The sequence below is a fragment of the Salibaculum halophilum genome (assembly GCF_002094885.1).
Taxonomy (GTDB): Bacteria; Pseudomonadota; Alphaproteobacteria; order Rhodobacterales; family Rhodobacteraceae; genus Salibaculum; species Salibaculum halophilum.
Genome location: NZ_MSIT01000015.1, coordinates 28,206 through 49,675 on the forward strand (window position 1 = coordinate 28,206; position 21,470 = coordinate 49,675).

The 21,470-nt window shown below is 68.7% G+C and carries 26 protein-coding genes and 1 tRNA gene; 21 read left to right on the plus strand and 6 right to left on the minus strand.

The window, feature by feature from the left end; translation table 11 throughout:
• Positions 1-43: 43 nt before the first annotated feature.
• A complete protein-coding gene (gene glnA, locus BU124_RS10680; protein WP_084863570.1) occupies positions 44-1,450 on the minus strand; it encodes a type I glutamate--ammonia ligase in 1,407 nt (468 codons plus the stop codon).
• 45 nt (positions 1,451-1,495) lie between these two features.
• Positions 1,496-1,834, minus strand: coding sequence for a P-II family nitrogen regulator (locus BU124_RS10685; RefSeq protein ID WP_084863571.1), 339 nt, complete (start codon positions 1,832-1,834; stop codon positions 1,496-1,498).
• A 179-nt stretch (positions 1,835-2,013) separates the two neighbouring features.
• Here BU124_RS10685 and BU124_RS10690 point away from each other — a divergent pair, with 179 nt between their 5' ends.
• Positions 2,014-3,537 (plus strand): NAD(P)H-hydrate dehydratase, encoded by a 1,524-nt coding sequence (locus BU124_RS10690; RefSeq protein WP_084863572.1) that lies wholly within the window; start codon positions 2,014-2,016, stop codon positions 3,535-3,537.
• A 24-nt stretch (positions 3,538-3,561) separates the two neighbouring features.
• Here the strand turns inward: BU124_RS10690 and BU124_RS10695 are convergent, their stop codons facing one another.
• Complete coding sequence (locus tag BU124_RS10695; protein WP_245831671.1) at positions 3,562-4,029, minus strand: Hint domain-containing protein; 468 nt, start codon at positions 4,027-4,029, stop codon at positions 3,562-3,564.
• Positions 4,030-4,229: 200 nt separating this feature from the next.
• Here BU124_RS10695 and BU124_RS10700 point away from each other — a divergent pair, with 200 nt between their 5' ends.
• The 3 genes from BU124_RS10700 to tig all read left to right on the plus strand — a co-directional run bounded on the left by BU124_RS10700 (position 4,230) and on the right by tig (position 6,893).
• On the plus strand, positions 4,230-5,282 hold the full coding sequence (locus tag BU124_RS10700; protein WP_084863573.1) for a Hint domain-containing protein: 1,053 nt from the start codon (positions 4,230-4,232) through the stop codon (positions 5,280-5,282).
• Between the two features lie 62 nt (positions 5,283-5,344).
• Positions 5,345-5,429, plus strand: a tRNA-Leu gene (locus BU124_RS10705).
• A 129-nt stretch (positions 5,430-5,558) separates the two neighbouring features.
• Positions 5,559-6,893, plus strand: coding sequence for a trigger factor (tig, locus tag BU124_RS10710; protein WP_084863602.1), 1,335 nt, complete (start codon positions 5,559-5,561; stop codon positions 6,891-6,893).
• 164 nt (positions 6,894-7,057) lie between these two features.
• Here the strand turns inward: tig and rplI are convergent, their stop codons facing one another.
• From rplI to rpsF, 3 genes are read right to left on the minus strand one after another with little or no spacing between them, the layout of a single operon-like run.
• The gene (gene rplI / locus BU124_RS10715; RefSeq protein ID WP_084863574.1) at positions 7,058-7,693 is read right to left on the minus strand and encodes a 50S ribosomal protein L9; all 636 of its coding nucleotides are present in this window, start codon (positions 7,691-7,693) and stop codon (positions 7,058-7,060) included.
• 13 nt (positions 7,694-7,706) lie between these two features.
• Positions 7,707-7,934, minus strand: coding sequence for a 30S ribosomal protein S18 (gene rpsR, locus BU124_RS10720; protein WP_084863575.1), 228 nt, complete (start codon positions 7,932-7,934; stop codon positions 7,707-7,709).
• 29 nt (positions 7,935-7,963) lie between these two features.
• On the minus strand, positions 7,964-8,308 hold the full coding sequence (rpsF, locus tag BU124_RS10725; RefSeq protein WP_084863576.1) for a 30S ribosomal protein S6: 345 nt from the start codon (positions 8,306-8,308) through the stop codon (positions 7,964-7,966).
• Positions 8,309-8,556: 248 nt separating this feature from the next.
• Between rpsF and BU124_RS10730 the strand changes: the two genes are divergently transcribed.
• The 17 genes from BU124_RS10730 to BU124_RS10805 all read left to right on the plus strand — a co-directional run bounded on the left by BU124_RS10730 (position 8,557) and on the right by BU124_RS10805 (position 21,467).
• Positions 8,557-9,135 (plus strand): hypothetical protein, encoded by a 579-nt coding sequence (locus BU124_RS10730; RefSeq protein WP_084863577.1) that lies wholly within the window; start codon positions 8,557-8,559, stop codon positions 9,133-9,135.
• An 80-nt stretch (positions 9,136-9,215) separates the two neighbouring features.
• Positions 9,216-10,154 carry an ACP S-malonyltransferase gene (gene fabD, locus BU124_RS10735; protein WP_084863578.1) on the plus strand — a complete coding sequence of 313 codons (939 nt, stop codon included), beginning with the start codon at positions 9,216-9,218 and terminating at the stop codon, positions 10,152-10,154.
• An 83-nt stretch (positions 10,155-10,237) separates the two neighbouring features.
• The gene (gene fabG / locus BU124_RS10740; RefSeq protein ID WP_084863579.1) at positions 10,238-10,975 is read left to right on the plus strand and encodes a 3-oxoacyl-[acyl-carrier-protein] reductase; all 738 of its coding nucleotides are present in this window, start codon (positions 10,238-10,240) and stop codon (positions 10,973-10,975) included.
• A gap of 195 nt (positions 10,976-11,170) precedes the next feature.
• The gene (locus BU124_RS10745; RefSeq protein ID WP_084863580.1) at positions 11,171-11,404 is read left to right on the plus strand and encodes an acyl carrier protein; all 234 of its coding nucleotides are present in this window, start codon (positions 11,171-11,173) and stop codon (positions 11,402-11,404) included.
• Between the two features lie 215 nt (positions 11,405-11,619).
• Positions 11,620-12,879: a beta-ketoacyl-ACP synthase II gene (gene fabF, locus BU124_RS10750; protein WP_084863581.1), complete on the plus strand. Its 1,260-nt coding sequence runs from the start codon at positions 11,620-11,622 to the stop codon at positions 12,877-12,879.
• Positions 12,880-14,040, plus strand: a complete 1,161-nt coding sequence (gene mltG / locus BU124_RS10755; protein ID WP_084863582.1) for an endolytic transglycosylase MltG — start codon at positions 12,880-12,882, stop codon at positions 14,038-14,040.
• Positions 14,041-14,199: 159 nt separating this feature from the next.
• Positions 14,200-14,553 carry a hypothetical protein gene (locus tag BU124_RS15035; RefSeq protein ID WP_245831672.1) on the plus strand — a complete coding sequence of 118 codons (354 nt, stop codon included), beginning with the start codon at positions 14,200-14,202 and terminating at the stop codon, positions 14,551-14,553.
• On the plus strand, positions 14,540-15,817 hold the full coding sequence (locus BU124_RS10760) for a DNA-packaging protein (protein WP_245831673.1): 1,278 nt from the start codon (positions 14,540-14,542) through the stop codon (positions 15,815-15,817). The genes BU124_RS15035 and BU124_RS10760 overlap by 14 nt, the downstream gene beginning before the upstream one ends.
• Positions 15,818-15,998: 181 nt before the next feature.
• Positions 15,999-17,198: a phage portal protein gene (locus BU124_RS10765; RefSeq protein WP_084863584.1), complete on the plus strand. Its 1,200-nt coding sequence runs from the start codon at positions 15,999-16,001 to the stop codon at positions 17,196-17,198.
• Positions 17,191-17,418 carry a GTA head formation protein, RCAP_rcc01685 family gene (locus BU124_RS10770; protein WP_084863585.1) on the plus strand — a complete coding sequence of 76 codons (228 nt, stop codon included), beginning with the start codon at positions 17,191-17,193 and terminating at the stop codon, positions 17,416-17,418. The genes BU124_RS10765 and BU124_RS10770 overlap by 8 nt, the downstream gene beginning before the upstream one ends.
• A gap of 12 nt (positions 17,419-17,430) precedes the next feature.
• The gene (locus BU124_RS10775; RefSeq protein WP_084863586.1) at positions 17,431-17,970 is read left to right on the plus strand and encodes an HK97 family phage prohead protease; all 540 of its coding nucleotides are present in this window, start codon (positions 17,431-17,433) and stop codon (positions 17,968-17,970) included.
• Positions 17,971-18,009: 39 nt separating this feature from the next.
• Positions 18,010-19,203 carry a phage major capsid protein gene (locus BU124_RS10780; protein ID WP_084863587.1) on the plus strand — a complete coding sequence of 398 codons (1,194 nt, stop codon included), beginning with the start codon at positions 18,010-18,012 and terminating at the stop codon, positions 19,201-19,203.
• A 169-nt stretch (positions 19,204-19,372) separates the two neighbouring features.
• A complete protein-coding gene (locus BU124_RS10785; RefSeq protein WP_084863588.1) occupies positions 19,373-19,969 on the plus strand; it encodes a head-tail connector protein in 597 nt (198 codons plus the stop codon).
• Positions 19,969-20,304: a head-tail adaptor protein gene (locus BU124_RS10790; RefSeq protein WP_084863589.1), complete on the plus strand. Its 336-nt coding sequence runs from the start codon at positions 19,969-19,971 to the stop codon at positions 20,302-20,304. The genes BU124_RS10785 and BU124_RS10790 overlap by 1 nt, the downstream gene beginning before the upstream one ends.
• Complete coding sequence (locus BU124_RS10795) at positions 20,301-20,711, plus strand: DUF3168 domain-containing protein (RefSeq protein WP_084863590.1); 411 nt, start codon at positions 20,301-20,303, stop codon at positions 20,709-20,711. The genes BU124_RS10790 and BU124_RS10795 overlap by 4 nt, the downstream gene beginning before the upstream one ends.
• Positions 20,712-20,736: 25 nt before the next feature.
• Positions 20,737-21,153 (plus strand): phage major tail protein, TP901-1 family, encoded by a 417-nt coding sequence (locus BU124_RS10800; protein WP_084863591.1) that lies wholly within the window; start codon positions 20,737-20,739, stop codon positions 21,151-21,153.
• Positions 21,153-21,467: a gene transfer agent family protein gene (locus BU124_RS10805; protein WP_084863592.1), complete on the plus strand. Its 315-nt coding sequence runs from the start codon at positions 21,153-21,155 to the stop codon at positions 21,465-21,467. Before BU124_RS10800 ends, BU124_RS10805 begins: the two co-directional genes overlap by 1 nt.
• The last annotated feature ends 3 nt before the right edge of the window (positions 21,468-21,470 follow it).

Below are 21,470 nucleotides of genomic sequence, written 5' to 3' on the forward strand. Positions count from 1 at the left end.
GGGCGCCCGAGGGGCGCCCTTTCCTGATACAATGCCGATCCGCTCAGCAGCTGTAGTAGAGCTTGAACTCGACCGGGTGCGGTGTGTGCTCGTAGGCGTAGACCTCTTCCCACTTGAGCTCCAGGTAGCCGTCGATCTGTTCCTTGGAGAAGACGTCGCCGGCCAGCAGGAACTCGTGGTCGGCCTCCAGGCTTTCCAGCGCCTCGCGAAGGCTGGAACAAACGGTGGGGATGTCGGCCAGCTCCTCGGGCGGCAGGTCGTAGAGGTCCTTGTCCGAGGACGGGCCCGGGTCGATCTTGTTCTTGATCCCGTCCAGCCCGGCCATCAGCAGCGCCGAGAAGCACAGGTAGGGGTTGGCCGAGGGGTCGGGGAAGCGGGCCTCGACGCGCTTGGCCTTGGGGCTCTCGGTCCAGGGGATGCGGATACAGCCCGAGCGGTTGCGGGCCGAGTAGGCGCGCAGGACCGGCGCCTCGAAACCGGGGATCAGGCGCTTGTAGGAGTTGGTCGCCGGGTTGGTAAAGGCGTTCAGCGTCTTGGCGTGCTTGAGCAGACCGCCGATGAACCACAGCGCCTCCTGGCTGAGGTCGGCATACTTGTCGCCGGCGAAGAGCGGCTTGTTGTCCTTCCAGACCGACATGTTGACATGCATGCCGGTGCCGTTGTCGCCCGCGACGGGCTTGGGCATGAAGGTGGCCGATTTGCCGTAGGCCTGCGCCACGTTGTGGATGACATACTTGTATTTCTGCAGCTCGTCGGCCTGCCGGGTCAGGCTGTCGAAAATCAGGCCCAGCTCATGCTGGCAACTGGCGACCTCGTGGTGGTGCTTGTCCACCTTCATGCCCAGCCGCTTCATGGTCGAGAGCATTTCCGAGCGGATGTCCTGGCCGTCGTCGATCGGGTTGACCGGGAAATAGCCGCCCTTGACGCCCGGGCGGTGGCCGGTGTTGCCCATCTCGTATTCGGTATCGGTGTTCCACGAGGCGTCAAGCGCGTCGATCTCGTAGGCGACCTTGTTGATGGCGACCGAGTAGCGCACGTCGTCAAACAGGAAGAACTCGGCCTCGGGGCCGAAGAAGGCCGCGTCGCCGATGCCGCTGGATTTCAGGTAGGCTTCGGCGCGTTCGGCGGTGCCGCGGGGGTCGCGGTCATAGCCCTCGCCGGTGTCGGGCTCGACGATGGAACAGTGCATGCACAGGGTCTTCTCGGCATAGAAGGGGTCCATGTAGGCGCTGTCGGTGTCGGGCATGAGCTTCATGTCGGACTGGTCGATGGACTTCCAGCCTTGGATCGACGAGCCGTCGAACATGAAGCCTTCCTCCAGGAAGTCCTCGTCGACCTCGTCGGCGATCAGCGTGACGTGCTGCAGCTTGCCGCGCGGGTCGGTGAAACGGATATCGACATACTCGATCTCCTCGTCCTTGATCGTCTTGAGAACGTCAGCTTTGCTCATGTCTCTAGTCTTCCCCTGCTGTCATGTTGGGTGATGTGGATCGGATCAGAGGGCTTCGTCGCCCGTCTCTCCGGTGCGGATGCGGATCGCCTGTTCGACGGGCGACACGAAGATCTTGCCGTCGCCGATCTTGTCGGTCTTGGCGGCCTCGACGATGGCCGCGACGGCCGCGTCGGCCTGGTCGTCGGCGAGCACGAGCTCGATCTTGACCTTGGGCAGGAAGTCGACAACGTATTCGGCGCCGCGGTAAAGTTCGGTGTGCCCCTTCTGCCGGCCGAAGCCTTTGACCTCGACCACCGACAGACCCTGGATGCCGGCCTCTTGCAGGGCCTCCTTCACCTCGTCCAGCTTGAACGGTTTGATGATGGCCTCGATCTTCTTCATCGGCACGACTCCCCCTTGCCAAGGTCTACTTGCACGGTGTCAGACCACTTCCCGCCGGGGGCCTCAATCCGGTAGGGTAGCTACAGGGGCGGGAGCGGGCCGAATCCGCGGGCGCTGCCCAATTTTTATGCAAATCGGCGCGAGGGTGTGCGGAATTGAATCGCCGGGGTGCTGAAACCATGACCGACCTGCTGACCGCCGCACAAATGCGCGCCATCGAGGGTGCGGCCATCGAGTCAGGCGCGGCAACGGGGCTTGACCTGATGGAACGCGCCGGCCGGGCGCTGGTCGCGGCCGTGGTCGCGCACTGGCCGGTGCTTGGGCAAGGGCCGCACCGGGCCGTGGTGCTTTGCGGCCCCGGCAACAACGGCGGCGACGGCTTCGTCGTGGCGCGCCTGCTGGCAGACCGGGGCTGGACGGTCGAGGTGGCGCTTTTCGGGGCGGCGCAGAACCTGCCGCCGGATGCGCGGGCCAATCACGACCGGTGGGGCGGCCCGGTGGCCGATCTTGCGGCGCCGGGGATGCTGGCGGGCCGCGCCGCGCCGGACCTCGTGGTGGATGCGCTCTTCGGCACCGGCGCGCGACGGCCCATTGAGAGGCCGCTCGCGCAGGTGGTGGCCGAGACGGCGCGGCTGCGGGCGCAGGGCGCCCGGGTGGTCGCGGTCGATCTGCCCTCGGGCCTGTGTTCGGACAGCGGGCGGCCCCTGGGTGCTTGCATCACGGCGGACCTGTGCGTTGCCTTTCACCGGGCCAAGCCGGGGCATCACCTTGCCGAGGGGCCGGCGCACTGCGGCCGGCTGAAGGTCGTGCCGATCGGGCTGGACGACAAGGTGCCCGACGCGGCCGAGCGCGTCACCCTGACCGGCCCGGCGCCCGGCCTGGCGATAAAGACGGAGGCGGGCCACAAGTACGCCCATGGCCATGCGCTGGTCCTGTCGGGCGGGCCGGGCCAGACCGGCGCAGCGCGGCTGGCCGCGCGCGCGGCGCTGCGGATCGGGGCGGGGCTTGTCACGCTGGGCGTGCCGCCGGCGGCCCAGCAGGAGGCGGCGGCGCAGCTCACGGCCGTCATGCTGGCGCGCCTGGGCGACGCCGCGGCGCTGCGGGATGCTCTGGCGGACGGTCGGATCACCGCGCTCTGCTTCGGGCCGGCACTGGGGTTGGGCAAGGACCGCCGCCCGCTGATCGAGGCGGCCCTGCGAAGCGGGCGCGCGGCGGTGCTGGATGCCGATGCGCTCGGCCATCTGGCCGCCGACCCGGCGCTCTTTGCGCTTTTGCACGACCGCTGCGTGTTGACGCCGCACGGGGGCGAGTTCGCCCGGTTGTTCCCCGATCTGGCCGAAAAACTTGACGGCGTGCCCGACGCGGGCCCGGCCTTTTCCCGGGTCGACGCGGCCCGTGCGGCGGCCGCCCGGGCCGGCTGCACGGTGGTGCTGAAGGGGCCGGACACGGTGATCGCCAGTCCCGATGGTCCCGGTGCCATCAATTCGAGCACCCGCGACCGGGCGGCGCCCTGGCTGGCCACGGCCGGATCGGGCGATGTTCTGGCGGGGATCATCACGGGGCTGCTGGCCCGCGGGCTAGCCCCGCAGCGGGCGTCCGAGGCCGGGGCCTGGCTGCACACCGAATGCGCATTGTCCGTCGGGCCAGGCCTGATCGCCGAGGACCTGCCCGAGCAACTGCCCGAGGTTCTGCGGAGCCTCTAGGCGGGCCGGCAGTGCCCCGTCGGATCAATCCGCGGCCGTGGCAACCTCGAGCCCGTCGGCATAAAGGATGTGGGAGAGGTCGAAGACCGGGTCCCAGAGCGTCATGCGGCGCGGTGCCAGCTGGCGGACGAATTCGCCGTCCAGCAACCGGTGCGCCTTGACCGTCGCCACCTCGGTGCCGAAGAGCGCCCTGGCGCGCCAATCGCGCACGTGAAGCCGCGTTTCGGGCCCCAGCAGCATGGTCTTGTCCGGACGGGTGTGGCCCAGCGAGCCGGCCTTGACCTCGACCGGGGCGAGGGTGACCTCCCGGTGCCGCAGCGCCTTGAGGATCGCGACGCCGCTGTCGCGGGTGATGACCTTGCAGCCGGGCACCAGGTCCTCGACCAGGGTTTCGCCCTGCAGGGTCAATACGATGGTGCCGGCGGCCAACCCTGCCGCGGGCATGGTCTTGGCGTCCGGTTCGACGGTCTTGTCTCTCAGGTCCTGCTGCATGGCATTCTCGCTCCTGATGTCCTAGCCTCGGGTTTTTTCGCCAGATTGTGGCAAAAACGGGATGCTGTCATGTCCTTTTGGTGTGCCCGGCCGGCCACAGCGCCCTGACAGGTGCGATTTTTCTAGCGGTGTTGCGGTGAAGACTCTGCTAACAAAACATCAAACAAGGACGCGTCGGCCGAAACGGCGCGTGTGAGGCAATGGCGAAATACGATTTCTGGGCGTTGGGCGAGACCTCCGTCACCGTGTCCGGTGGCGGGCAACTCGATGGTGTCAATCAGGGTGATGGCTCGCACCTTGTCGGTCTGAATATCACCCTCAACTACACGAATTTCGAAGAGATCACGCTCAAGGACAACGATTGGAACTTCGACGATAACGACTCGCAGCAAAAGCTGCACCAGAGCCAGACGTTCGATGGCACGACGTATGGCAACAACACCAAAGTCGAGGCCGAGTACCAGATCACGCTGACGGACCCGAACACGGGCGACGCGTACCAGGCGCTGGCGCTGAACTTCAACAATTCCTCGCCGGCCTATGGCACTGTCGAGGGGCTGGTGTTTCTCGACATGCTTCCGCCCGAGGGCGTGGCGCTGAAGGTGACCGACGCGGCTGAAGGGCCCGGGTCCTTCGGCCAGCCTTCGATCCCCGAAGCGGACATCGTGCCCTGTTTCACCCCGGGCACCCTCATCGAGACGCCGGATGGGCCGCGCCCGGTCGAAACCCTGTCGGCGGGCGACATGGTTCTGACAGTGGACAACGGGCCGCAGCGGCTGACCTGGGCCGGGCAGACGCATGTGCCCAGCTTGCGGCTGGCCCTGCATCCGCAATTGCGCCCCGTTCTGATCCGCGCCCATGCGCTGGGCCGCGGCCGGCCGGCGCGGGACATGCAGGTCTCGCCCCAGCATCGCATCCTCGTGGACGGGTGGCGCGCCGAGATGCTCTTTGCCGAACCCGAGGTACTGGTCGCCGCTGCCCATCTGGTGAACGAGTCCACGATCCTGCGCTGCCCCGAGGTGCGCGAAGTGACCTATATCCACCTGCAATGCGCGGCGCACGAAGTGCTGATCTCCGACGGTCTGCCGACCGAGAGCTTCAACCCCGGCCCCGTGGTCCTGCGCCAGATGGACCGCGCCGCGCGCGACGAGTTGCAGGCGCTGTTTCCCGATCACGATCTGCTTGACCGCGCCCCCTTCGCGGCGGCGCGGCCCATGCTGCGCCGGGCCGAGGCCGCGCTCCTGGCCGGGTAAGGGATTTTGCGCTCGCGTCCCCCGGGCGGCTTTGCTATGCGAGCCCTGCCTTGGCGGGCTGTGCGGGTGTGGCGGAACTGGTAGACGCACTTGGTTTAGGTCCAAGCGCCGCAAGGCGTGGGGGTTCGAGTCCCTCCACCCGCACCATCGCTGTACGGCCGGGCCGCCCCCGGGGCCGTGAATCGCCTTGCGCCGTGCCGCGCCGACCCCTAGAACGCCCCTGATTTTGACCGCCGCGGACGCCTCCGCGGCCCCCATGCTATGGACAAGGACGACATGCAGGTCACCGAAACGCTCAACGAAGGTCTCAAGCGCGGCTACGAGATCACCGTCACCGCCGACGAACTGGACCAGAAGGTCACCGACAAGCTGGTCGAGGCCCAGCCCGAGGTGGAAATGAAGGGCTTCCGCAAGGGCAAGGTGCCGCTGCCGCTGCTGAAAAAGCAGTTCGGCCAGCGTCTGCTGGGCGAGGCCATGCAGGAGGCCGTTGACGGGGCCATGTCGCAGCACTTCGAGGACACCGGCGACAAGCCCGCCGCGCAGCCGTCGGTCGAGATGGTCGACGGCGAGGGCTGGAAGGAAGGCCAGGACGTCAAGGTCAAGATGACCTACGAGCGCCTGCCCGAGGTGCCCGAGGTCGACTTCGGCCAGATCAAGCTGGAGCGCATGGTCGTCACGCCCACCGACGCCGACGTGACCGAGGCGCTGGAAAACCTGGCCCAAAGCGCCCAGAACTTCGAGGATCGCGAGGAGGGGGCCGCGGCGCAGGATGGCGACCAGGTGGTCTTCGACTTCGTCGGCAAGGTCGACGGCGAACCCTTCGAGGGCGGCGCCTCGGAGGATTTCGCGCTGGTGCTGGGTTCGGGCCAGTTCATCCCCGGCTTCGAGGAGCAGATCGTCGGTGTGAAAGCGGGCGAGGAAAAGACCGTCGAGGTCACCTTCCCCGAGGACTACGGCGCCGAACACCTGGCCGGCCAGACAGCGACCTTCGATTGCACCATCAAGGCGGTCAAGGCCCCGGCCAAGGCCGAGATCAACGACGACCTGGCCACCCAGTACGGGGCCGAGGACCTCGAGGCGCTCAAGGGCCAGATCCGCGAGCGGCTGGAAAGCGAATTCGGCACCGCCGCGCGGGCCGTGGCCAAGCGCGCCCTGCTCGACGAGCTGGACAAGGCGGTGGAGTTCGACCTGCCCGAGGGGCTGGTCGAGACCGAGGCCAAGCAGATCGCGCATCAACTCTGGCACGAGGAAAACCCGGAGGTCGAGGGCCATGATCACCCCGAGATCGAACCCACCGAGGAACACGTCGCGCTGGCTCGCCGGCGGGTCAAGCTGGGGCTCTACCTGGCCGAGGTCGGCCAGGCCGAGGAGGTGGAGGTCTCGGACAGCGAGTTCACCCAGGCGGTCATGGAACAGGCCCGCCAGTACCCGGGGCAGGAACGCCAGTTCTTCGAGTTCGTGCAGCAGAACCAGCAAATGCAGCAGCAGATCCGCGCCCCCCTGTTCGAGGACAAGGTCGTCGACCTGATCCTCGAAAAGGCCGATGTCACGGAGAAGGAGGTCACCAAGGACGACCTGCAAAAGGCCGTCGAGGCGCTGGAAGACGAATAGGCAACGGCGCGTGTCACCGTTTCTGGAATAAGGGCCGCCTGTGGGCGGCCCTTTTTGCGTCAGGCATCGCTTGTCAGCGGCTGCACGTCTTCGGAGCTCATGATAAAAAAACCGCCCGTGGCCGGGCCACGGGCGGTTCGGATTTCGCGATGCTATAGTTGGCGTCAGCCCTTGGCGGTGTCGTCCTCGCCGCTCTCGGGCGTTTCAACCAGGCCCGAGGCGCCATCTTCGAGGTCGTCGAGCTGCGAGGCGCCGATGTCGTCGAACAGCTCTTGGATCTCGAACTCGGCGGCGGCTTCTTCCTCAGCGGCAAGGTCCTGGATGGACTTGCCCGAGGCCTGGACCTCGGCCTCTTCGGGCGAGCGGGCCACGTTCAGGGTAATCGTCGCCTCGACCTCGGGATGCAGGTGGATGGTGACGTCGCGCAGGCCAAGGGTCTTGATGGGATCGCCGATCACGACCTGCTTGCGGTCGATGTCGTAGCCCTGCGCCTTGGCCTCGCGCTCGATGTCGCGTGGCGAGACCGAGCCGTAGAGCGACCCGCCGTCGGAGGCGGCGCGAATCACAACAAAGGTTGCCCCGTCGAGCTTGGTGGCCAGCGCTTCGGCTTCCTTGCGGGTCTCGAGGTTGCGGGCCTCGAGCTGGGCCTTCTGATCCTCGAAGGCCTTCAGGTTGGTCGCGTTGGCGCGCAGCGCCTTGCGCTGGGGCAACAGGTAATTGCGCGCATAGCCTTGCCGGACGGAGACGACGTCGCCCATCTGGCCCAGCTTGGCGACGCGTTCGAGAAGGATGATATCCATTTTGCGGGTCTCCTTACTTGACCGAGTAGGGCAGCAGGGCAAGGAACCGGGCGCGCTTGATGGCCTGGGCCAGCTTGCGCTGGTTCTTGGCGCCCACGGCCGTAATGCGGCTGGGAACGATCTTGCCGCGCTCGGAAATGTAGCGCTGCAGAAGCTTGGTGTCCTTGTAGTCGATCTTGGGAGCGTTCTCGCCCTCGAAGGGATCGGTCTTGCGGCGGCGGAAAAACGGTTTGGCTGCCATGATTTATGGTCCTTTCCTGATGCGGTGGTTTAACGGCGCTCGCGACGGTCGTCGCGTTTCTGCATCTGCACGGAGGGGCCCTCCTGGTGCGCGTCGACCTTGATGGTCATCACGCGCATCACGTCGTCATGCAGGCGCATCAGGCGTTCCATCTCCTGCACGGCCGGTGCCGGGGCATCGGTCCGCATCATGGCATAGTGGCCCTTGCGGTTCTTCTTGATCTTGTAGGCCATCGTCTTGACGCCCCAGTATTCCGATCCGACGAGCGTGCCGCCGTTGTCCGACAGGACGGTTCCGAAATGGTCGACGAGGCTCTCAGCCTGCGCGTTGGACAGGTCCTGACGCGCGATAAAGACATGCTCGTAAAGCGGCATGTGCACTCCATTCATGTTGCGGCGCATTTCAAAGGGCGGGCAATTCATCTTCCGCACCCGGCCCACGAGAGACTGCGCTGTTCATCGGTGTTGCGCGGAAGATGGGGCCTTATACAGGTTGCGGCCTGCGCATCAAGCCCCGGCGACGGGGGAGCGGGGCCGGGCAAGGTGTTTCCATCATGCCGCCCTCCGCGGGCCACATTGCGCGGGCACGCCTTTTTCGAGGGCAGCTTCAAGGGGGCAACAGGATGGCGACTTTCACCGACGTCGGACAGACTTTTCCGGAAAGCGGCACCGGTCATGGGCCGTCATGGCCGGACCGGCCGTGGATCGAGAGGCAGGTCTGGGGCTACGAGGTAGTCCCGGCCGAAGCCGAACGCGGTGCGCTGGCGCTGGCGCGGGCGATCCTCACCCTGCTTGCCATGGCCTGCGTCCTGGCGGCGGCGGGGGTCTGGTTGATACCAGCGGAGGCCTGGGGCGGGCCGGGCCTGCTGCCGCGGCTGGGGCTGTCGGCGGCGCTGGGCGGCGCGGCGGCGGCGCTTCATGCGCAGGCGGTCACGCGGCGAGCGGTCCGGCTGCAGGTCGACACCGCGCGCGGCGAGCTGCGCGAGGTCGCGGATTCGGGTATCGGACGGGCGCATGTGTTGGGCGTTTACGGCTTCGACGCTGTCACGGATGTGGAGCTGCACGGCGCGGGACAGCGTGGCCAGATCCGGGTCCAGTTGTCCTGCGGTGATGTTCTGCCCGCGGGCACCGGCGATCCGGCGGTCCTCGAGCCGTTCCGCGCGCGCCTTGTGCACGCCATCGGCCGTTCGGGCGCGGCCTGAGGCCGGCCCGCTTTGTTGTGCCGCGCGCCGGCTTCGGCTAGGTCCGGGGGGAACGGGGACTCAGACGGGACAGCACATCGATGCGGGCATTCGTATTTCCGGGCCAGGGGGCCCAGGCCATCGGCATGGGCCAGGCGCTGGCCGAGACCTATCCGGCGGCGCGGGCCGTCTTCGAGGAGGTCGACACGGCCCTCGGTGAACCGCTCTCGCGGCTTGTCTGGCAGGGCGAGATCGCCGAGCTGACGCTGACCCGCAACGCCCAGCCGGCGCTGATGGCGACCTCTATGGCGGCGATGCGGGCGCTGGAGGCCGAGGGCGTCGGGATCGGGGCGGCCGATTACGTGGCCGGGCATAGCCTCGGGGAATATTCCGCGCTGGCCGCAGCGGGCGCCCTGAGCATCGCCGACACCGCCCGCCTGTTGCGCCTGCGCGGCGAGGCGATGCAGGCGGCCGTGCCCGTAGGCGAGGGCGCCATGGCCGCGCTGCTCGGGCTGGATTTCGACACCGCCGCCGCCGTGGCCGAGGAGGCCTCCGAAGGCGAGGTCTGCCAGGCGGCGAATGACAACGATCCCGGCCAGGTGGTCGTCTCGGGCCACAAGGCGGCGGTGGAGCGGGCGGTGGAGATCGCCAAGGAGAAAGGCGCCAGGCGCGCCATGCTGCTGCCGGTCAGCGCGCCGTTCCACTGCGCCTTGATGCAACCGGCGGCCGACCGCATGGCCGCGGCCCTTGCGGATGTCGAGATCGCCGCACCGGCAGTGCCGCTGGTGGCCAACGTGCGGGCCGAGGCGGTCGACGAGCCCGACGAGATCCGCGATCTGCTGGTGGCGCAGGTCACCGGGCCGGTGCGCTGGCGCGAGAGCGTGGCCTGGATGGCCGGCCAGGGCGTGACCGACGCCTGGGAGATCGGCGCCGGCAAGGCGCTGTCGGGGATGATCAAGCGCATCGACCGCGCGGTCGCGACGCGGGCGGTCGGCACGCCGGAGGACGTCCTGGCTGCGGCGGCGGCCCTGGACGGGTAGAAAACGCGCCCGGCGGTCGGGCGGCGCGAAATAATTCTGGAATTTTGTTGCCCCCGCGACGGGGCCAGGAGAGGAAAGACGATATGTTCGATCTGACGGGAAAGACCGCGCTGGTGACCGGCGCATCGGGAGGGATCGGCGGCGCAATCGCCAGGGCCCTGCATGCGGCCGGGGCCACGGTGGGCCTGTCGGGCACCCGCGAGGCACCCTTGCAGGACCTGGCCGCCGACCTGGGCGACCGCGCGCACGTTTTGCCCTGCAACCTGTCCGACCGCGCCGAGGTGGATGGGCTGATCAAGACGGCCACGGCGGCCATGGGCGGTGTCGATATTCTGGTCAACAACGCCGGTATCACCCGCGACAACCTGTTCATGCGGATGGGCGACGATGACTGGGACAGCGTTCTGGAGGTCAACTTGACCTCGACCATGCGGCTGTCGAAGACCGCCATCCGACCGATGATGAAGGCCCGCTGGGGCCGCATCGTCAACATCACTTCGGTGGTGGGCGCCACCGGCAATGCGGGCCAGGCGAACTATGCCGCGGCCAAGGCCGGCATGGTGGGTCTGTCCAAGTCGCTGGCGCAGGAGGTCGCCACACGGGGTATCACCGTGAACTGCGTCGCCCCCGGCTTCATCGCCACGGCCATGACCGACAAGCTGGACGACGACCGGAAGGCGGCGATCAACAGCCAGATCCCGGCGGCGCGCATGGGCACCCCCGAAGAGATCGCCGCGGCCGTTCTTTACCTGGCCAGCGAAGAGGCGGGTTACGTAACGGGAACGACGTTGCACGTGAACGGCGGCATGGCCATGTCGTGAGCGGCCATGGCGGGTCTGAAAGCGTTTGCGTTGCCGGGAATCTCTGGTATAGGCCGCTCAGATTTCGCGGCTGGGTGTCTTGCCCGCCCGTCCGGGTCCTCGAGCAGGGCCGCAAGAGCCGCCCGGCCGTATCAACCCCGGCGAGGGCAACCCAAACAGGGGGCGCAAGGCCCCGAAGCGAAGTGAGGAACTATCATGAGCGATGTCGCAGATCGCGTCCGCAAGATCGTTGTGGAACACCTGGGTGTTGAAGAGGGCAAGGTCGTCGAGGGCGCATCCTTCATCGACGATCTGGGGGCCGACTCGCTGGACACCGTCGAACTGGTCATGGCCTTCGAGGAGGAGTTCGGCATCGAGATCCCCGACGATGCCGCCGAGACCATCCAGACCTTCGGCGATGCGGTGAAGTTCATCAACGACGCTGGCTGACAGGGCCGCCCCGCGAGGGGGATCCGGGCCAGAAAGAACGGGGGCGGGCCGCGCGGTGCCGCCCTTTTTCGTGGTCTTCCGGCTGAGGCCGCGGCATGGAAACAGGGCGTCGGACCGGTGGGGCGCGTCGACGCCAATGGCGCCGGTGGGCCTTGCCCCGCGCCCCCGGGCCGGGCTATCAGGTAGCGGCGAAACAGCAAGTCGAGGGGCCGAGCATGCGTCGAGTCGCGGTAACCGGATTGGGGCTGGTCACGCCCCTGGCCGACGGGGTGGAAGACAGCTGGGCACGCCTGCTGGCGGGCCAGAGCGGCGCGGGGCGGATCACCCGTTTCGACCCCGAGGGCTTTGCCACGTCCTATGCCTGCGAGGTGCCCTTCGGTGACGGCGGGAACGGCACCTTCAACCCCGATCAGTACATGGAGCCCAAGGAGGCCCGAAAGGTCGATACCTTCATCCTCTTCGCCATGGCGGCCGCCGACCAGGCCGTTCGCGACGCAGGCTGGACCCCCGATACCGAGGAGGCGCTTCTGCGCACGGGCGTTCTGACAGGCTCGGGGATCGGCGGGCTGAATTCCATCGCGAACACGGCCGTCATGATGAAGGAAAAGGGGCCGCGCCGGGTCTCGCCCTTCTTCGTGCCGGGGGCGCTGATCAACCTGATCTCGGGCCAGATCGCCATCAAGTACGGCTTCAAGGGGCCCAACCATGCAGTCGTCACCGCCTGTTCCACCGGCGCCCATGCCATCGGCGACGCGGCGCAGCTGATCAAGGCGGGCCGGGCGGACGTGATGATCGCCGGCGGGGCCGAGGCGGCGATCTGCGAGATCGGCATCGCCGGGTTCAACGCCTGCAAGGCGCTCTCCACCAAGCGGGGCGACGACCCGCAGGCGGCGAGCCGCCCCTATGACACCGACCGCGACGGCTTCGTCATGGGCGAGGGCGCGGGCATGGTCGTGCTGGAAGACTACGAGCACGCCAGGGCGCGCGGTGCGAAAATCTATGCCGAGGTTCTGGGCTACGGCCTGACCGGCGACGCCTACCACATTACCGCCCCGTCCGAGGATGGCGAGGGCGGCGAGCGGTCGATGCAGGCCGCGCTGGCGGATGCCGCGCTGGCGCCCGATGCCGTCGATTACATTAACGCCCATGGCACAAGCACCATGGCCGACGTGATCGAACTTGGCGCGGTCGAACGCCTGCTGGGCGATCACGCGGGCAATGTCACCATGTCCTCGACCAAGTCGATGACGGGGCACCTGCTGGGGGCGGCCGGCGCGATCGAGGCGATCTTCTCGATTCTCGCCATTCGCGACCAGGTCGCGCCCCCGACGATCAACCTCGACGACCCGGCGACCGAGACGCCGCTGGACCTGGCCGCGAACGCCAAGGTCAAGCGCAAGATCGACGTGGCGCTGTCCAATTCCTTCGGTTTCGGGGGCACCAACGCGAGCGTGCTGTTCGGAAAGGCCGGCTAGATGTGGCGACACATCGCCAGCAACGCGCTGACCTTCCTGATCGTGCTGCTGTTCCTGCTGGCCGGCGTGGTCGCCTGGGGTAACCGTGAGTACACCGCCCGCGGCCCGCTGGAGGCGGCGATCTGCCTGCAGGTCGAGCGTGGTGCGACCATGCGCGGGGTCAGCGAGGATCTGGCCGCGCGCGGCGCCATCAGCTTGCCGGCGATATTCCGCATCGGTGCCGATTACGCCGACAAGGCGTCGCAGCTCAAGGCGGGGTCCTTCCTGGTGCCTGCCGGGGCCTCGATGGAAGAGATAACCGAGATCGTGACCGCCAGCGGCCAGAGCACCTGCGGCACCGAGATCGTCTATCGCATCGGGGTCACGCGGGTGCTGGCCGAGGTGCGCGCGCTCGATCCCGAGACGCGGCAATACGAGCAGCTTGCGCAGTTCGATCCCGCTACCGGGGCGCCGCCCCAGGCCTACCGGCAGCAGCGCGCGGCGGCGGATACCCAGTACCGCGTGGTGGTGTCCGAGGGCGTGACGAGCTGGCAAGTGATAACCGCGCTCAACGACCTGGACGTGCTGGCGGGCGAGATCGCGCAGGTGCCTGACGAGGGCAGCCTGGCACCCGACAGCTACCAGATTTCGCCCGGCGATGAGGCGGCGGAGCTTATCACGCGAATGCAGGCCGCGCAGGAGCGGATCCTCGCCGAGGCCTGGGCGGAGCGCGACGAGGGGTTGCCGATCGAGACCCCGCAGGAGGCCCTGATCCTGGCCTCGATCGTCGAGAAAGAGACCGGCGGCTACGACGAGGTGCGTCAGGTGGCCAGCGTCTTCGAGAACCGGCTGGAGCGGGGCATGCGGCTGCAGACCGACCCGACGGTGATCTACGGCATCACCGAGGGGCGCGGGCCTCTGGGCCGGGGCCTGCGCCAGAGCGAGCTGCGCGCCGAGACCGACTACAACACCTATGTCAACGCGGGGCTGCCGCCCACGCCCATCGCCAACCCGGGGCGGCGCAGCATCGAGGCGGTGATGACTCCCGCCGAGACCGATTACATCTACTTCGTGGCCAAGACGCTGGACCCGCGCGACGGGCACAACTTCGCGACCACGCTGGAAGAACACAACCGCAATGTTTCGGCCTACCGCGCGCTTGAGGCCGAGCAGGCCCAATGAACGCAACGCCCGTTCAGGCGCGTGCAAGTTTTGACCGAACGCGCGGTCCGACGTAGATTTTCCATATGCTGGACAAGCTGTGACGGCCCCCGGGGGAAAACTCCCGGGGGCCGTTTTCATCGCGCTCGCTGGGCGGAGCAACCAGTGGGGTGGACCCTTATGAGCAACCAACGCGGCGGCAAACCCGCCGATCAGGAAATCGCTGCTGAACGTATCAAGGAGGCTAGGCAGCTCAATCGAAGCATCAACGCGACCCTCGCCCGTATCCTGGCCGACCTGCAGGCGGGCCGGCTGGACGAGGTTCGGGACCTGGCGGTCAAGCAGAAACAACTGGAAACGGCCATCGCACAGGCCCAGAAACTGGAGGCGGAGTTCAATGAAAGGTTCGGAACCGGGATCGAGAGCGACGAGATCGACATCGAGCGCGCCCGATTTGAGATCGGGTGCCGACTTGCTCGCATCCGCCGCTGTTGCCGAGAGAAAGGCCTTCCTGCGGCAGATGAAGGCGACTGAGCTGCGCGCGCTGCCGTATCTTTTCGACTTCTGGGCGCTGGGGCACCAGGTGCCCCCGGCGGGCGACTGGCGGACCTGGGTAATCCTGGGCGGGCGTGGCGCGGGCAAGACCCGCGCCGGGGCCGAATGGGTCCGGTCCATGGCAGAGGGGTCGCGTCCGCGCGACCCCGGCCCGGCGCGGCGCATCGCGCTGGTGGGCGAGACCATGGACCAGGCGCGCGAGGTCATGGTCTTCGGCGAAAGCGGCATCCTGGCCTGCACGCCACGGGATCGCCGGCCGCGGTGGATCGCCGGGCGGCAGATGCTGGTCTGGCCCAACGGGGCGACGGCGCGGGTGTTTTCCGCCCACGACCCCGAGAGCCTGCGCGGCCCGCAGTTCGACGCGGCCTGGGCCGACGAGCTGGCCAAATGGCCCAAGGCCGCGGCGGTCTGGCCGATGCTGCAGTTCGGGCTGCGGCTGGGCCGGCGCCCGCGCGCCTGCGTGACCACCACGCCGCGCCGGGTCAGCGCGCTGACCGACCTGCTGGCGCGGCCCTCGACGGTGCAGACCCACGCCCCGACCGAGGCCAACCGCGCCTATCTGGCCGATACCTTCCTTGAGGAGATCATGGCCGAATACGCCGGCACCCGGCTGGGGCGGCAGGAACTGGACGGGGTGCTGTTGTCGGACGTGGATGGCGCGCTGTGGTCCACCGCCGGGCTGGAGGCCGCGCGGGTGGACGCGGCGCCCGACCTGGACCGCATCGTGGTCGCCGTGGACCCGCCGGCGGGGCAGGGGGCGCAGGCCGACACCTGCGGCATCATTGTCGCCGGGGCCTGCACCCAGGGGCCGCCGCGGGACTGGCGCGTCGTGGTTCTGGAGGATGCCAGCGTGCAGGGATGTTCGCCCATGGGCTGGGCCGCGGCCGCCCTGCGCGCCATGGCCCGGCACGGGGCTGAGCGTTTGGTGGCCGAGGTCAACCAGGGCGGGGCCATGGTGGAAAGCATCGTGCGCTCGCTCGATGACACGGTGCCCTACAAGGCGGTTCATGCCGGCCGGTCCAAGGCGGCGCGGGCCGAGCCCGTGGCCGCGCTCTACGAACAGGGGCGCGTGGCGCATCTGCGCGGGCTGGGCGAGCTGGAGGACCAGATGTGCCAGATGACGGCGCAGGGGTATGCGGGAACGGGCTCGCCCGACCGGGTCGACGCGCTGGTCTGGGCGATCACCGACCTTGTGCTGGCGCCGGCCCGCGCCCACCGCAGCCCGCGGATGCGCACGTTGTGACCGCCTGCGCCATCGACACGGAAGCGCCGCCCCTCGGGGCGGCGTTTTTCGTTTGATGTCAGGGTATTGGCATCGTTGCGCGCCCGGCGCACGGGGCGTTTCCGGCCCGTTCAGGGCCTTGGCGCAGGGTGTGCCCTGTTGGATCGCAAGACGACGGATCGGGCGGATCGAGGAGATTTGGATGTTCGACTTTCTCAAGCGTGGCGAAACCGGGCCCGAGCCGGCGCCCGACCCGGCGGCTCCCGAGGCCAAGGCCTCGGCCGCGGGGCGCGTGGCGGCCTGGGGCAGCGCCGGCCGCGTGACCTGGAGCGCCCGCGACAGCGTCACCCTGACCAAGACCGGCTTTGCCGCCAATCCCATCGGCTTTCGCACGGTCAGGATGATCGCCGAGGCGGTGGCCGCGCTGCCGCTGGTGCTGCAGGATCACGCGCGCCGCTATGACAGCCACCCCGTGCTCGACCTGGTGCAGCGCCCCAACGGGGCGCAGGGCCGGGCGGAACTGATCGAGGCGCTGATCGGGCAGCTGCTGCTGACCGGCAACGGCTACCTCGAGGCGGTGCCCGGCCCCGAGGGCACGCCGGCCGAACTGCATGTGCTGCGCTCGGACCGGATGGCGCTGGTGCCCGGCACCGATGGCTGGCCGGTGGCCTATGACTATACCGTGGGCGGGCGCACGCACCGGTTCCAGGTCGGCGACGGCCCCGGCCCGGTCTGCCACATCAAGAGTTTTCACCCCCAGGATGACCACTACGGCTTGTCGCCGATGCAGGCCGCGGCCAACGCGGTGGACGTGCACAACGCCGCCAGTCGCTGGTCCAAGGCGCTGCTGGACAATGCCGCGCGGCCCTCGGGGGCGATCGTCTATGCCGGGGCCGACGGGCAGGGCCAACTGAGCCCCGACCAGTACGACCGGCTGCTGCTGGAGATGGAAACCCAGCACCAGGGCGCGCGCAATGCCGGCAGGCCGATGCTGCTGGAGGGCGGGCTGGACTGGAAGCCCATGGGCTTCTCGCCCAGCGACATGGAATTCCAGGAAACCAAGGAGGCCGCGGCGCGCGAGATCGCCATCGCCTTCGGCGTGCCGCCGATGCTGCTGGGCATTCCCGGGGATGCGACCTACGCCAACTACCAGGAGGCCAACCGCGCCTTCTACCGGCTGACGGTGCTGCCGCTGGCGACCCGGGTGACCGGGGCGCTGTCCGACTGGCTGAATGATTTCACCGGCGAGGCCGTGACGCTGCGCCCCGACCTGGACCAGGTGCCGGCGCTGGCCAGCGAGCGCGAGGCGCAATGGGCGCGCATCGGCGGCGCCGATTTCCTGACGGATGCGGAAAAGCGCCGCCTGCTGGGCCTGCCGCCGCAGGAGGTGGGCGATGGATGAGCGGCCCTTCCCGCGCGAGGCCTTCGACTGTGCCCCGGCGATGCGGATCGAGGCGCAGGAGCGGCTGACGGCGCTGCAATTCAGCCAGCTGCACACGCAGCTGAGCAAGATCGAGGACATGATGCAGCGGCTCGAACGCCGCCTGTGGCTGACCGTCTTCGGCGTGGTGGGGGTGATCCTGGCGCAGGCGGCGCAGTCGCTGATGGCCACGGCCCCGTGAGAGGAGAGAGGCATGAACCTGGAACACAAGTACATGGGTTTCGGCACCGAACTGGTGGTCGATGGCGCCGAGGTGGCGGGCTATGCCTCGCTCTTCGGGGCGGCGGACAAGGGCGGCGACGTGGTCGAGCGCGGCGCCTACACCCGCTCGCTGGACCGGCTGAAGGACCGCGGCGGGCGCGTCAAGATGCTCTGGCAGCATGACCCGTCCCAGCCCATCGGCGTCTGGGACGCGGTGCACGAGGATGACCGGGGTCTCTGGGTCAAGGGGCGCATCCTGCGCGACGTGGACCGCGGCCGCGAGGCCGCCGCGCTGATCGAGGCGGGCGCGATCGACGGGCTGTCGATCGGCTATCGCACGCTGCGGGCGACGAAAAACGACAAGGGCGGCCGGCTCTTGTCCGAGCTGGAGCTGTGGGAGGTGTCGCTCGTGACCTTCCCGATGCTTCCCGATGCGCGGGTCGGGGCCAAGGGGGACGATCCCGAGGCCCGGGTCATGCGTGAACTGGCGCAGGTCTTTTGCGAGGCCCGCCGCCTGCTGGTCCCGAAATAGGCCCGGCGTTTCACCCACTTGTCTGAAGGAACCGCACAGATGAGCACCCCCGAGACGAAGGCCCGGACCGGCGACGACACGTCCCCGGCCGGCGAGCTGAAAACGGCCATGGCCGGGTTCATGTCCGATTTCCGGGCCTTTTCAGACGACATTCACCAGAAGCTTCAGGAACAGGACAAACGCATGAGCAAGCTTGACCGCAAATCTGCCATCGCCGGGGCCCGCCCGGCCCTGGCCACCGCCGCCTCGGAAGAGGCCCCCCACCAGAAGGCCTTTGCCGCCTACCTGCGTTCGGGCGATGACGACGGGCTGCGCGGCCTCGACATGGAAGGCAAGGCCATGTCCAGCGCCGTGGCCGCCGATGGCGGCTACCTCGTCGATCCGCAGACCTCGAACATGATCCGCTCGACGTTGTCGGCGACCGCCTCGATCCGGGCCGTGGCCAATGTCGTGCAGGTCGAGGCGACCTCCTACGACGTGCTGGTCGACCACGCCGAGATGGGCGCGGGCTGGGCCACCGAGACCGACCCGGCGAGCGAGAGCGGCACGCCCCAGATCGACCGGATCAGCATCCCCCTGCACGAGCTCTCGGCCCTGCCCAAGGCCAGCCAGCGCCTGCTCGACGACAGCGCCTTCGACATCGAGGCCTGGCTGGCCACGCGCATCGCCGACAAGTTCGCCCGCTCCGAGGCGGCCGCCTTCGTCGACGGCGACGGGGTGGACAAGCCGCAGGGCTTTCTGACCGCGCCGGTGGTGGCCAACGGCGGCTGGTCCTGGGGCAGCCTGGGCTATGTCGCGACCGGGGCCGACGGCGGCTTCGACGCGGCCAACCCGGCCGATGCGATCATCGACCTGGTCTATGCGCTGGGCGCCGAGTATCGCGCCAGCGGCACCTTCGTGATGAATTCCAAGACCGCCGGGGCGGTGCGCAAGATCAAGGATGCCGATGGCCGTTTCCTGTGGTCGGACGGGCTGACGGCCGGGGAACCCGCGCGGCTGCTGGGCTATCCGGTGCTGGTGGCCGAGGACATGCCCGATATCGCCTCGGGGTCGATGGCCATGGCCTTCGGCGACTTCTCGGCCGGCTACACCGTGGCCGAACGCCCCGACCTGCGGGTGCTGCGCGATCCCTTCAGCGCCAAGCCGCATGTGCTGTTCTACGCCACCAAGCGCGTGGGCGGGGCGGTCAGCGACTATGCCGCGATCAAGCTGCTGAAATTCGGCCTGTCCTGAGGCCGTCACCGGACGGGGGGCGGCGCTGACGCCGCCCTCCGGCCCGGGCGCACGCAGACCGCGGGGCCCGCCCGTGTTGTCCAGCTGCTTCCTTCCGTCCGAGCGATGCGGGGGGCCTGCGCCCGGGCACCATAGCCACGACACGACAAGCCGTTTTCGGAGAAAACTGATGATGTTGATCGAAGAGACCACGGTGCCGCAAAGCGCCCTGCCGCTGGGTTTGTTCAAGGAGCACCTGCGCCTCGGATCGGGCTTTTCCGATGACGGCTTGCAGGACGGGCTGCTCGAGGGGTTCCTGCGCTCGGCCATGGCCGCCATCGAGGGGCGCACCTCCAAGGTGCTGATCGAGCGGGATTTCGCCCTGACCCTGTCGGCCTGGGCCGACCCGGTGCGCCAGCCGCTGCCGATCGCCCCGGTCAGCGCCGTGGCCGAGGTGGTGCTGCTGGATCGCACCGGCCAGGAAAACGCGGTGGACGCGGCAGCCTGGAGCCTGCGCCCCGACATGCAGCGCCCGGCGCTGCTGGCCACGGGCAGCGCGCTGCCGGCCATCCCGCGTGCCGGGTCGGTGCGGCTACGGTTCCTGGCCGGCTTCGGGCCGGACTGGTCGGACCTGCCCAGCGACCTGCAACAGGCGGTGATGCTGCTGGCGGCACACTACTACGAATACCGGCTCGAAACCCAGTACGACGGGGGCTGCATGCCCTTCGGGGTCAGCGCCCTGATCGAACGCTACCGCGCCCTGCGTCTGGGCCGGGGGGTGGTGTGATGGCCCCGCGTCTGACCCGGCACCTGGTGCTGGAGACCCCGCAGCGGGTGTCCGACGGCGCCGGCGGCTTTACCGAAAGCTGGGCGGCGCTGGGCACGCTCTGGGCGCATCTCGAGGCGCGCACGGGCCGCGAGACCTCCGGCGCGGCCATGGCCGTGTCGCTGGCGCGCTACCGCGTCACCCTGCGTGCCGCCCCGCCGGGCTCGTCCGCGCGGCCCGTTGCCGGCCAGCGGTTTCGCGAGGGCACGCGCCTCTTTCGCATCCTGGCCGTGGCCGAGGCGGATGCCGACGGCCGCTACCTTGTCGCCGATACCGAGGAAGAGGTGATCGCATGAGCTATGCCGTCTCTGCCGCCTTGCAGGCGGCCGTCTACCAGGCGCTGGCGGGCAACTCTGCGGTCGCCGCGCTGTCGGGGGGCGAGATCTTCGACGCGCCGCCCGCCGGGCCGGAACCCGCGCTTTACGTCACGCTGGGGCCGGAACGCGTGCGCGATGCCTCGGACCAGGGTGCCGAGGGGGCCACCCATGACTTCACCATCTCGGTCATCACCAATTCCGCCGGCTTTGCCGAGGCCAAGGCGCTGGCCGGCGCCGTCTCGGACGCGCTGATCGACGCGCCGCTGGCGCTGAGCCGCGGCCGGCTGGTGGCGCTGGGCTTTTCCCGGGCCCGGGCGCGGCGCCTGCGCCCCGGCGACCAGCGCCGCATCGACCTGACCTTCCGCGCCCGCGTGGATGACACCTGACCCTCAACCCATCGGAGCAAGACACATGGCAGCCCAGAACGGCAAGGACCTTCTCATCAAGATCGACATGACCGGCGACGGCCAGTTCCAGACCGCCGCCGGCCTGCGCGCCACGCGGATCGCCTTCAATTCCGAGAGCGTGGACGTGACCAGCATGGAAAGCACCGGCGGCTGGCGCGAGCTGCTGGGCGGAGCGGGCGTCAAGACCGCCGAGATCAGCGGCTCGGGCGTGTTCCGCGACGCGGCCACCGACGAACGGGTGCGCCAGATCTTCTTTGACGGCGAAACGCCCGAGTTTCAGGTCATCATCCCCGATTTCGGCACCGTGCAGGGCCGGTTCCAGGTCGCCTCTATCGAATACGCCGGCAACCACGACGGCGAGGCCACCTACGAGATGGCGCTGGCCTCGGCCGGCGCGGTCGATTTCACGGCGCTGCCGTGATGGTCAACCCGCAGGCAGGCGAGGTGGCGCTGGTGATCGACGGGCAGGCGCATGTCTGCAAGCTGACCCTCGGGGCCCTGGCCGAGCTGGAGCATTCCCTCGGCGGCGAGAGCTTGCCCGACCTGGTGCGCCGCTTCGACGAGGGCCGCTATTCCAGCCGCGACGTGCTTGCGCTGATCGTGGCCGGGCTGCGTGGCGGCGGCTGGCAGGGCGGCCCGCGCGACCTGGTCAGCGCCGAGATTGAGGGCGGGCTGGTGCGCGCCGCGCAGGTTGCCGCCGAGCTTCTGGCCCGCGCCTTTGCCGTGCCGGAGTAGGGG

Coding starts and splice junctions, on each gene's coding strand:
- BU124_RS10770 (WP_084863585.1), top strand. CDS start 17,191: ATGGATGAGCGGCCCTTCCCGCGCGAGGCCTTCGACTGTGCCCCGGCG.
- BU124_RS10765 (WP_084863584.1), top strand. CDS start 15,999: ATGTTCGACTTTCTCAAGCGTGGCGAAACCGGGCCCGAGCCGGCGCCC.
- fabD (WP_084863578.1), top strand. CDS start 9,216: ATGCGGGCATTCGTATTTCCGGGCCAGGGGGCCCAGGCCATCGGCATG.
- rplI (WP_084863574.1), bottom strand. CDS start 7,693: ATGGATATCATCCTTCTCGAACGCGTCGCCAAGCTGGGCCAGATGGGC.
- BU124_RS10805 (WP_084863592.1), top strand. CDS start 21,153: ATGGTCAACCCGCAGGCAGGCGAGGTGGCGCTGGTGATCGACGGGCAG.
- BU124_RS10700 (WP_084863573.1), top strand. CDS start 4,230: ATGGCGAAATACGATTTCTGGGCGTTGGGCGAGACCTCCGTCACCGTG.
- BU124_RS10730 (WP_084863577.1), top strand. CDS start 8,557: ATGGCGACTTTCACCGACGTCGGACAGACTTTTCCGGAAAGCGGCACC.
- tig (WP_084863602.1), top strand. CDS start 5,559: ATGCAGGTCACCGAAACGCTCAACGAAGGTCTCAAGCGCGGCTACGAG.
- rpsF (WP_084863576.1), bottom strand. CDS start 8,308: ATGCCGCTTTACGAGCATGTCTTTATCGCGCGTCAGGACCTGTCCAAC.
- BU124_RS10695 (WP_245831671.1), bottom strand. CDS start 4,029: ATGCAGCAGGACCTGAGAGACAAGACCGTCGAACCGGACGCCAAGACC.
- BU124_RS10785 (WP_084863588.1), top strand. CDS start 19,373: ATGATGTTGATCGAAGAGACCACGGTGCCGCAAAGCGCCCTGCCGCTG.
- BU124_RS10775 (WP_084863586.1), top strand. CDS start 17,431: ATGAACCTGGAACACAAGTACATGGGTTTCGGCACCGAACTGGTGGTC.
- rpsR (WP_084863575.1), bottom strand. CDS start 7,934: ATGGCAGCCAAACCGTTTTTCCGCCGCCGCAAGACCGATCCCTTCGAG.
- mltG (WP_084863582.1), top strand. CDS start 12,880: ATGTGGCGACACATCGCCAGCAACGCGCTGACCTTCCTGATCGTGCTG.
- fabG (WP_084863579.1), top strand. CDS start 10,238: ATGTTCGATCTGACGGGAAAGACCGCGCTGGTGACCGGCGCATCGGGA.
- BU124_RS10685 (WP_084863571.1), bottom strand. CDS start 1,834: ATGAAGAAGATCGAGGCCATCATCAAACCGTTCAAGCTGGACGAGGTG.
- BU124_RS10760 (WP_245831673.1), top strand. CDS start 14,540: ATGAAGGCGACTGAGCTGCGCGCGCTGCCGTATCTTTTCGACTTCTGG.
- BU124_RS10795 (WP_084863590.1), top strand. CDS start 20,301: ATGAGCTATGCCGTCTCTGCCGCCTTGCAGGCGGCCGTCTACCAGGCG.
- BU124_RS15035 (WP_245831672.1), top strand. CDS start 14,200: ATGAGCAACCAACGCGGCGGCAAACCCGCCGATCAGGAAATCGCTGCT.
- BU124_RS10745 (WP_084863580.1), top strand. CDS start 11,171: ATGAGCGATGTCGCAGATCGCGTCCGCAAGATCGTTGTGGAACACCTG.
- BU124_RS10780 (WP_084863587.1), top strand. CDS start 18,010: ATGAGCACCCCCGAGACGAAGGCCCGGACCGGCGACGACACGTCCCCG.
- BU124_RS10690 (WP_084863572.1), top strand. CDS start 2,014: ATGACCGACCTGCTGACCGCCGCACAAATGCGCGCCATCGAGGGTGCG.
- BU124_RS10800 (WP_084863591.1), top strand. CDS start 20,737: ATGGCAGCCCAGAACGGCAAGGACCTTCTCATCAAGATCGACATGACC.
- BU124_RS10790 (WP_084863589.1), top strand. CDS start 19,969: ATGGCCCCGCGTCTGACCCGGCACCTGGTGCTGGAGACCCCGCAGCGG.
- glnA (WP_084863570.1), bottom strand. CDS start 1,450: ATGAGCAAAGCTGACGTTCTCAAGACGATCAAGGACGAGGAGATCGAG.
- fabF (WP_084863581.1), top strand. CDS start 11,620: ATGCGTCGAGTCGCGGTAACCGGATTGGGGCTGGTCACGCCCCTGGCC.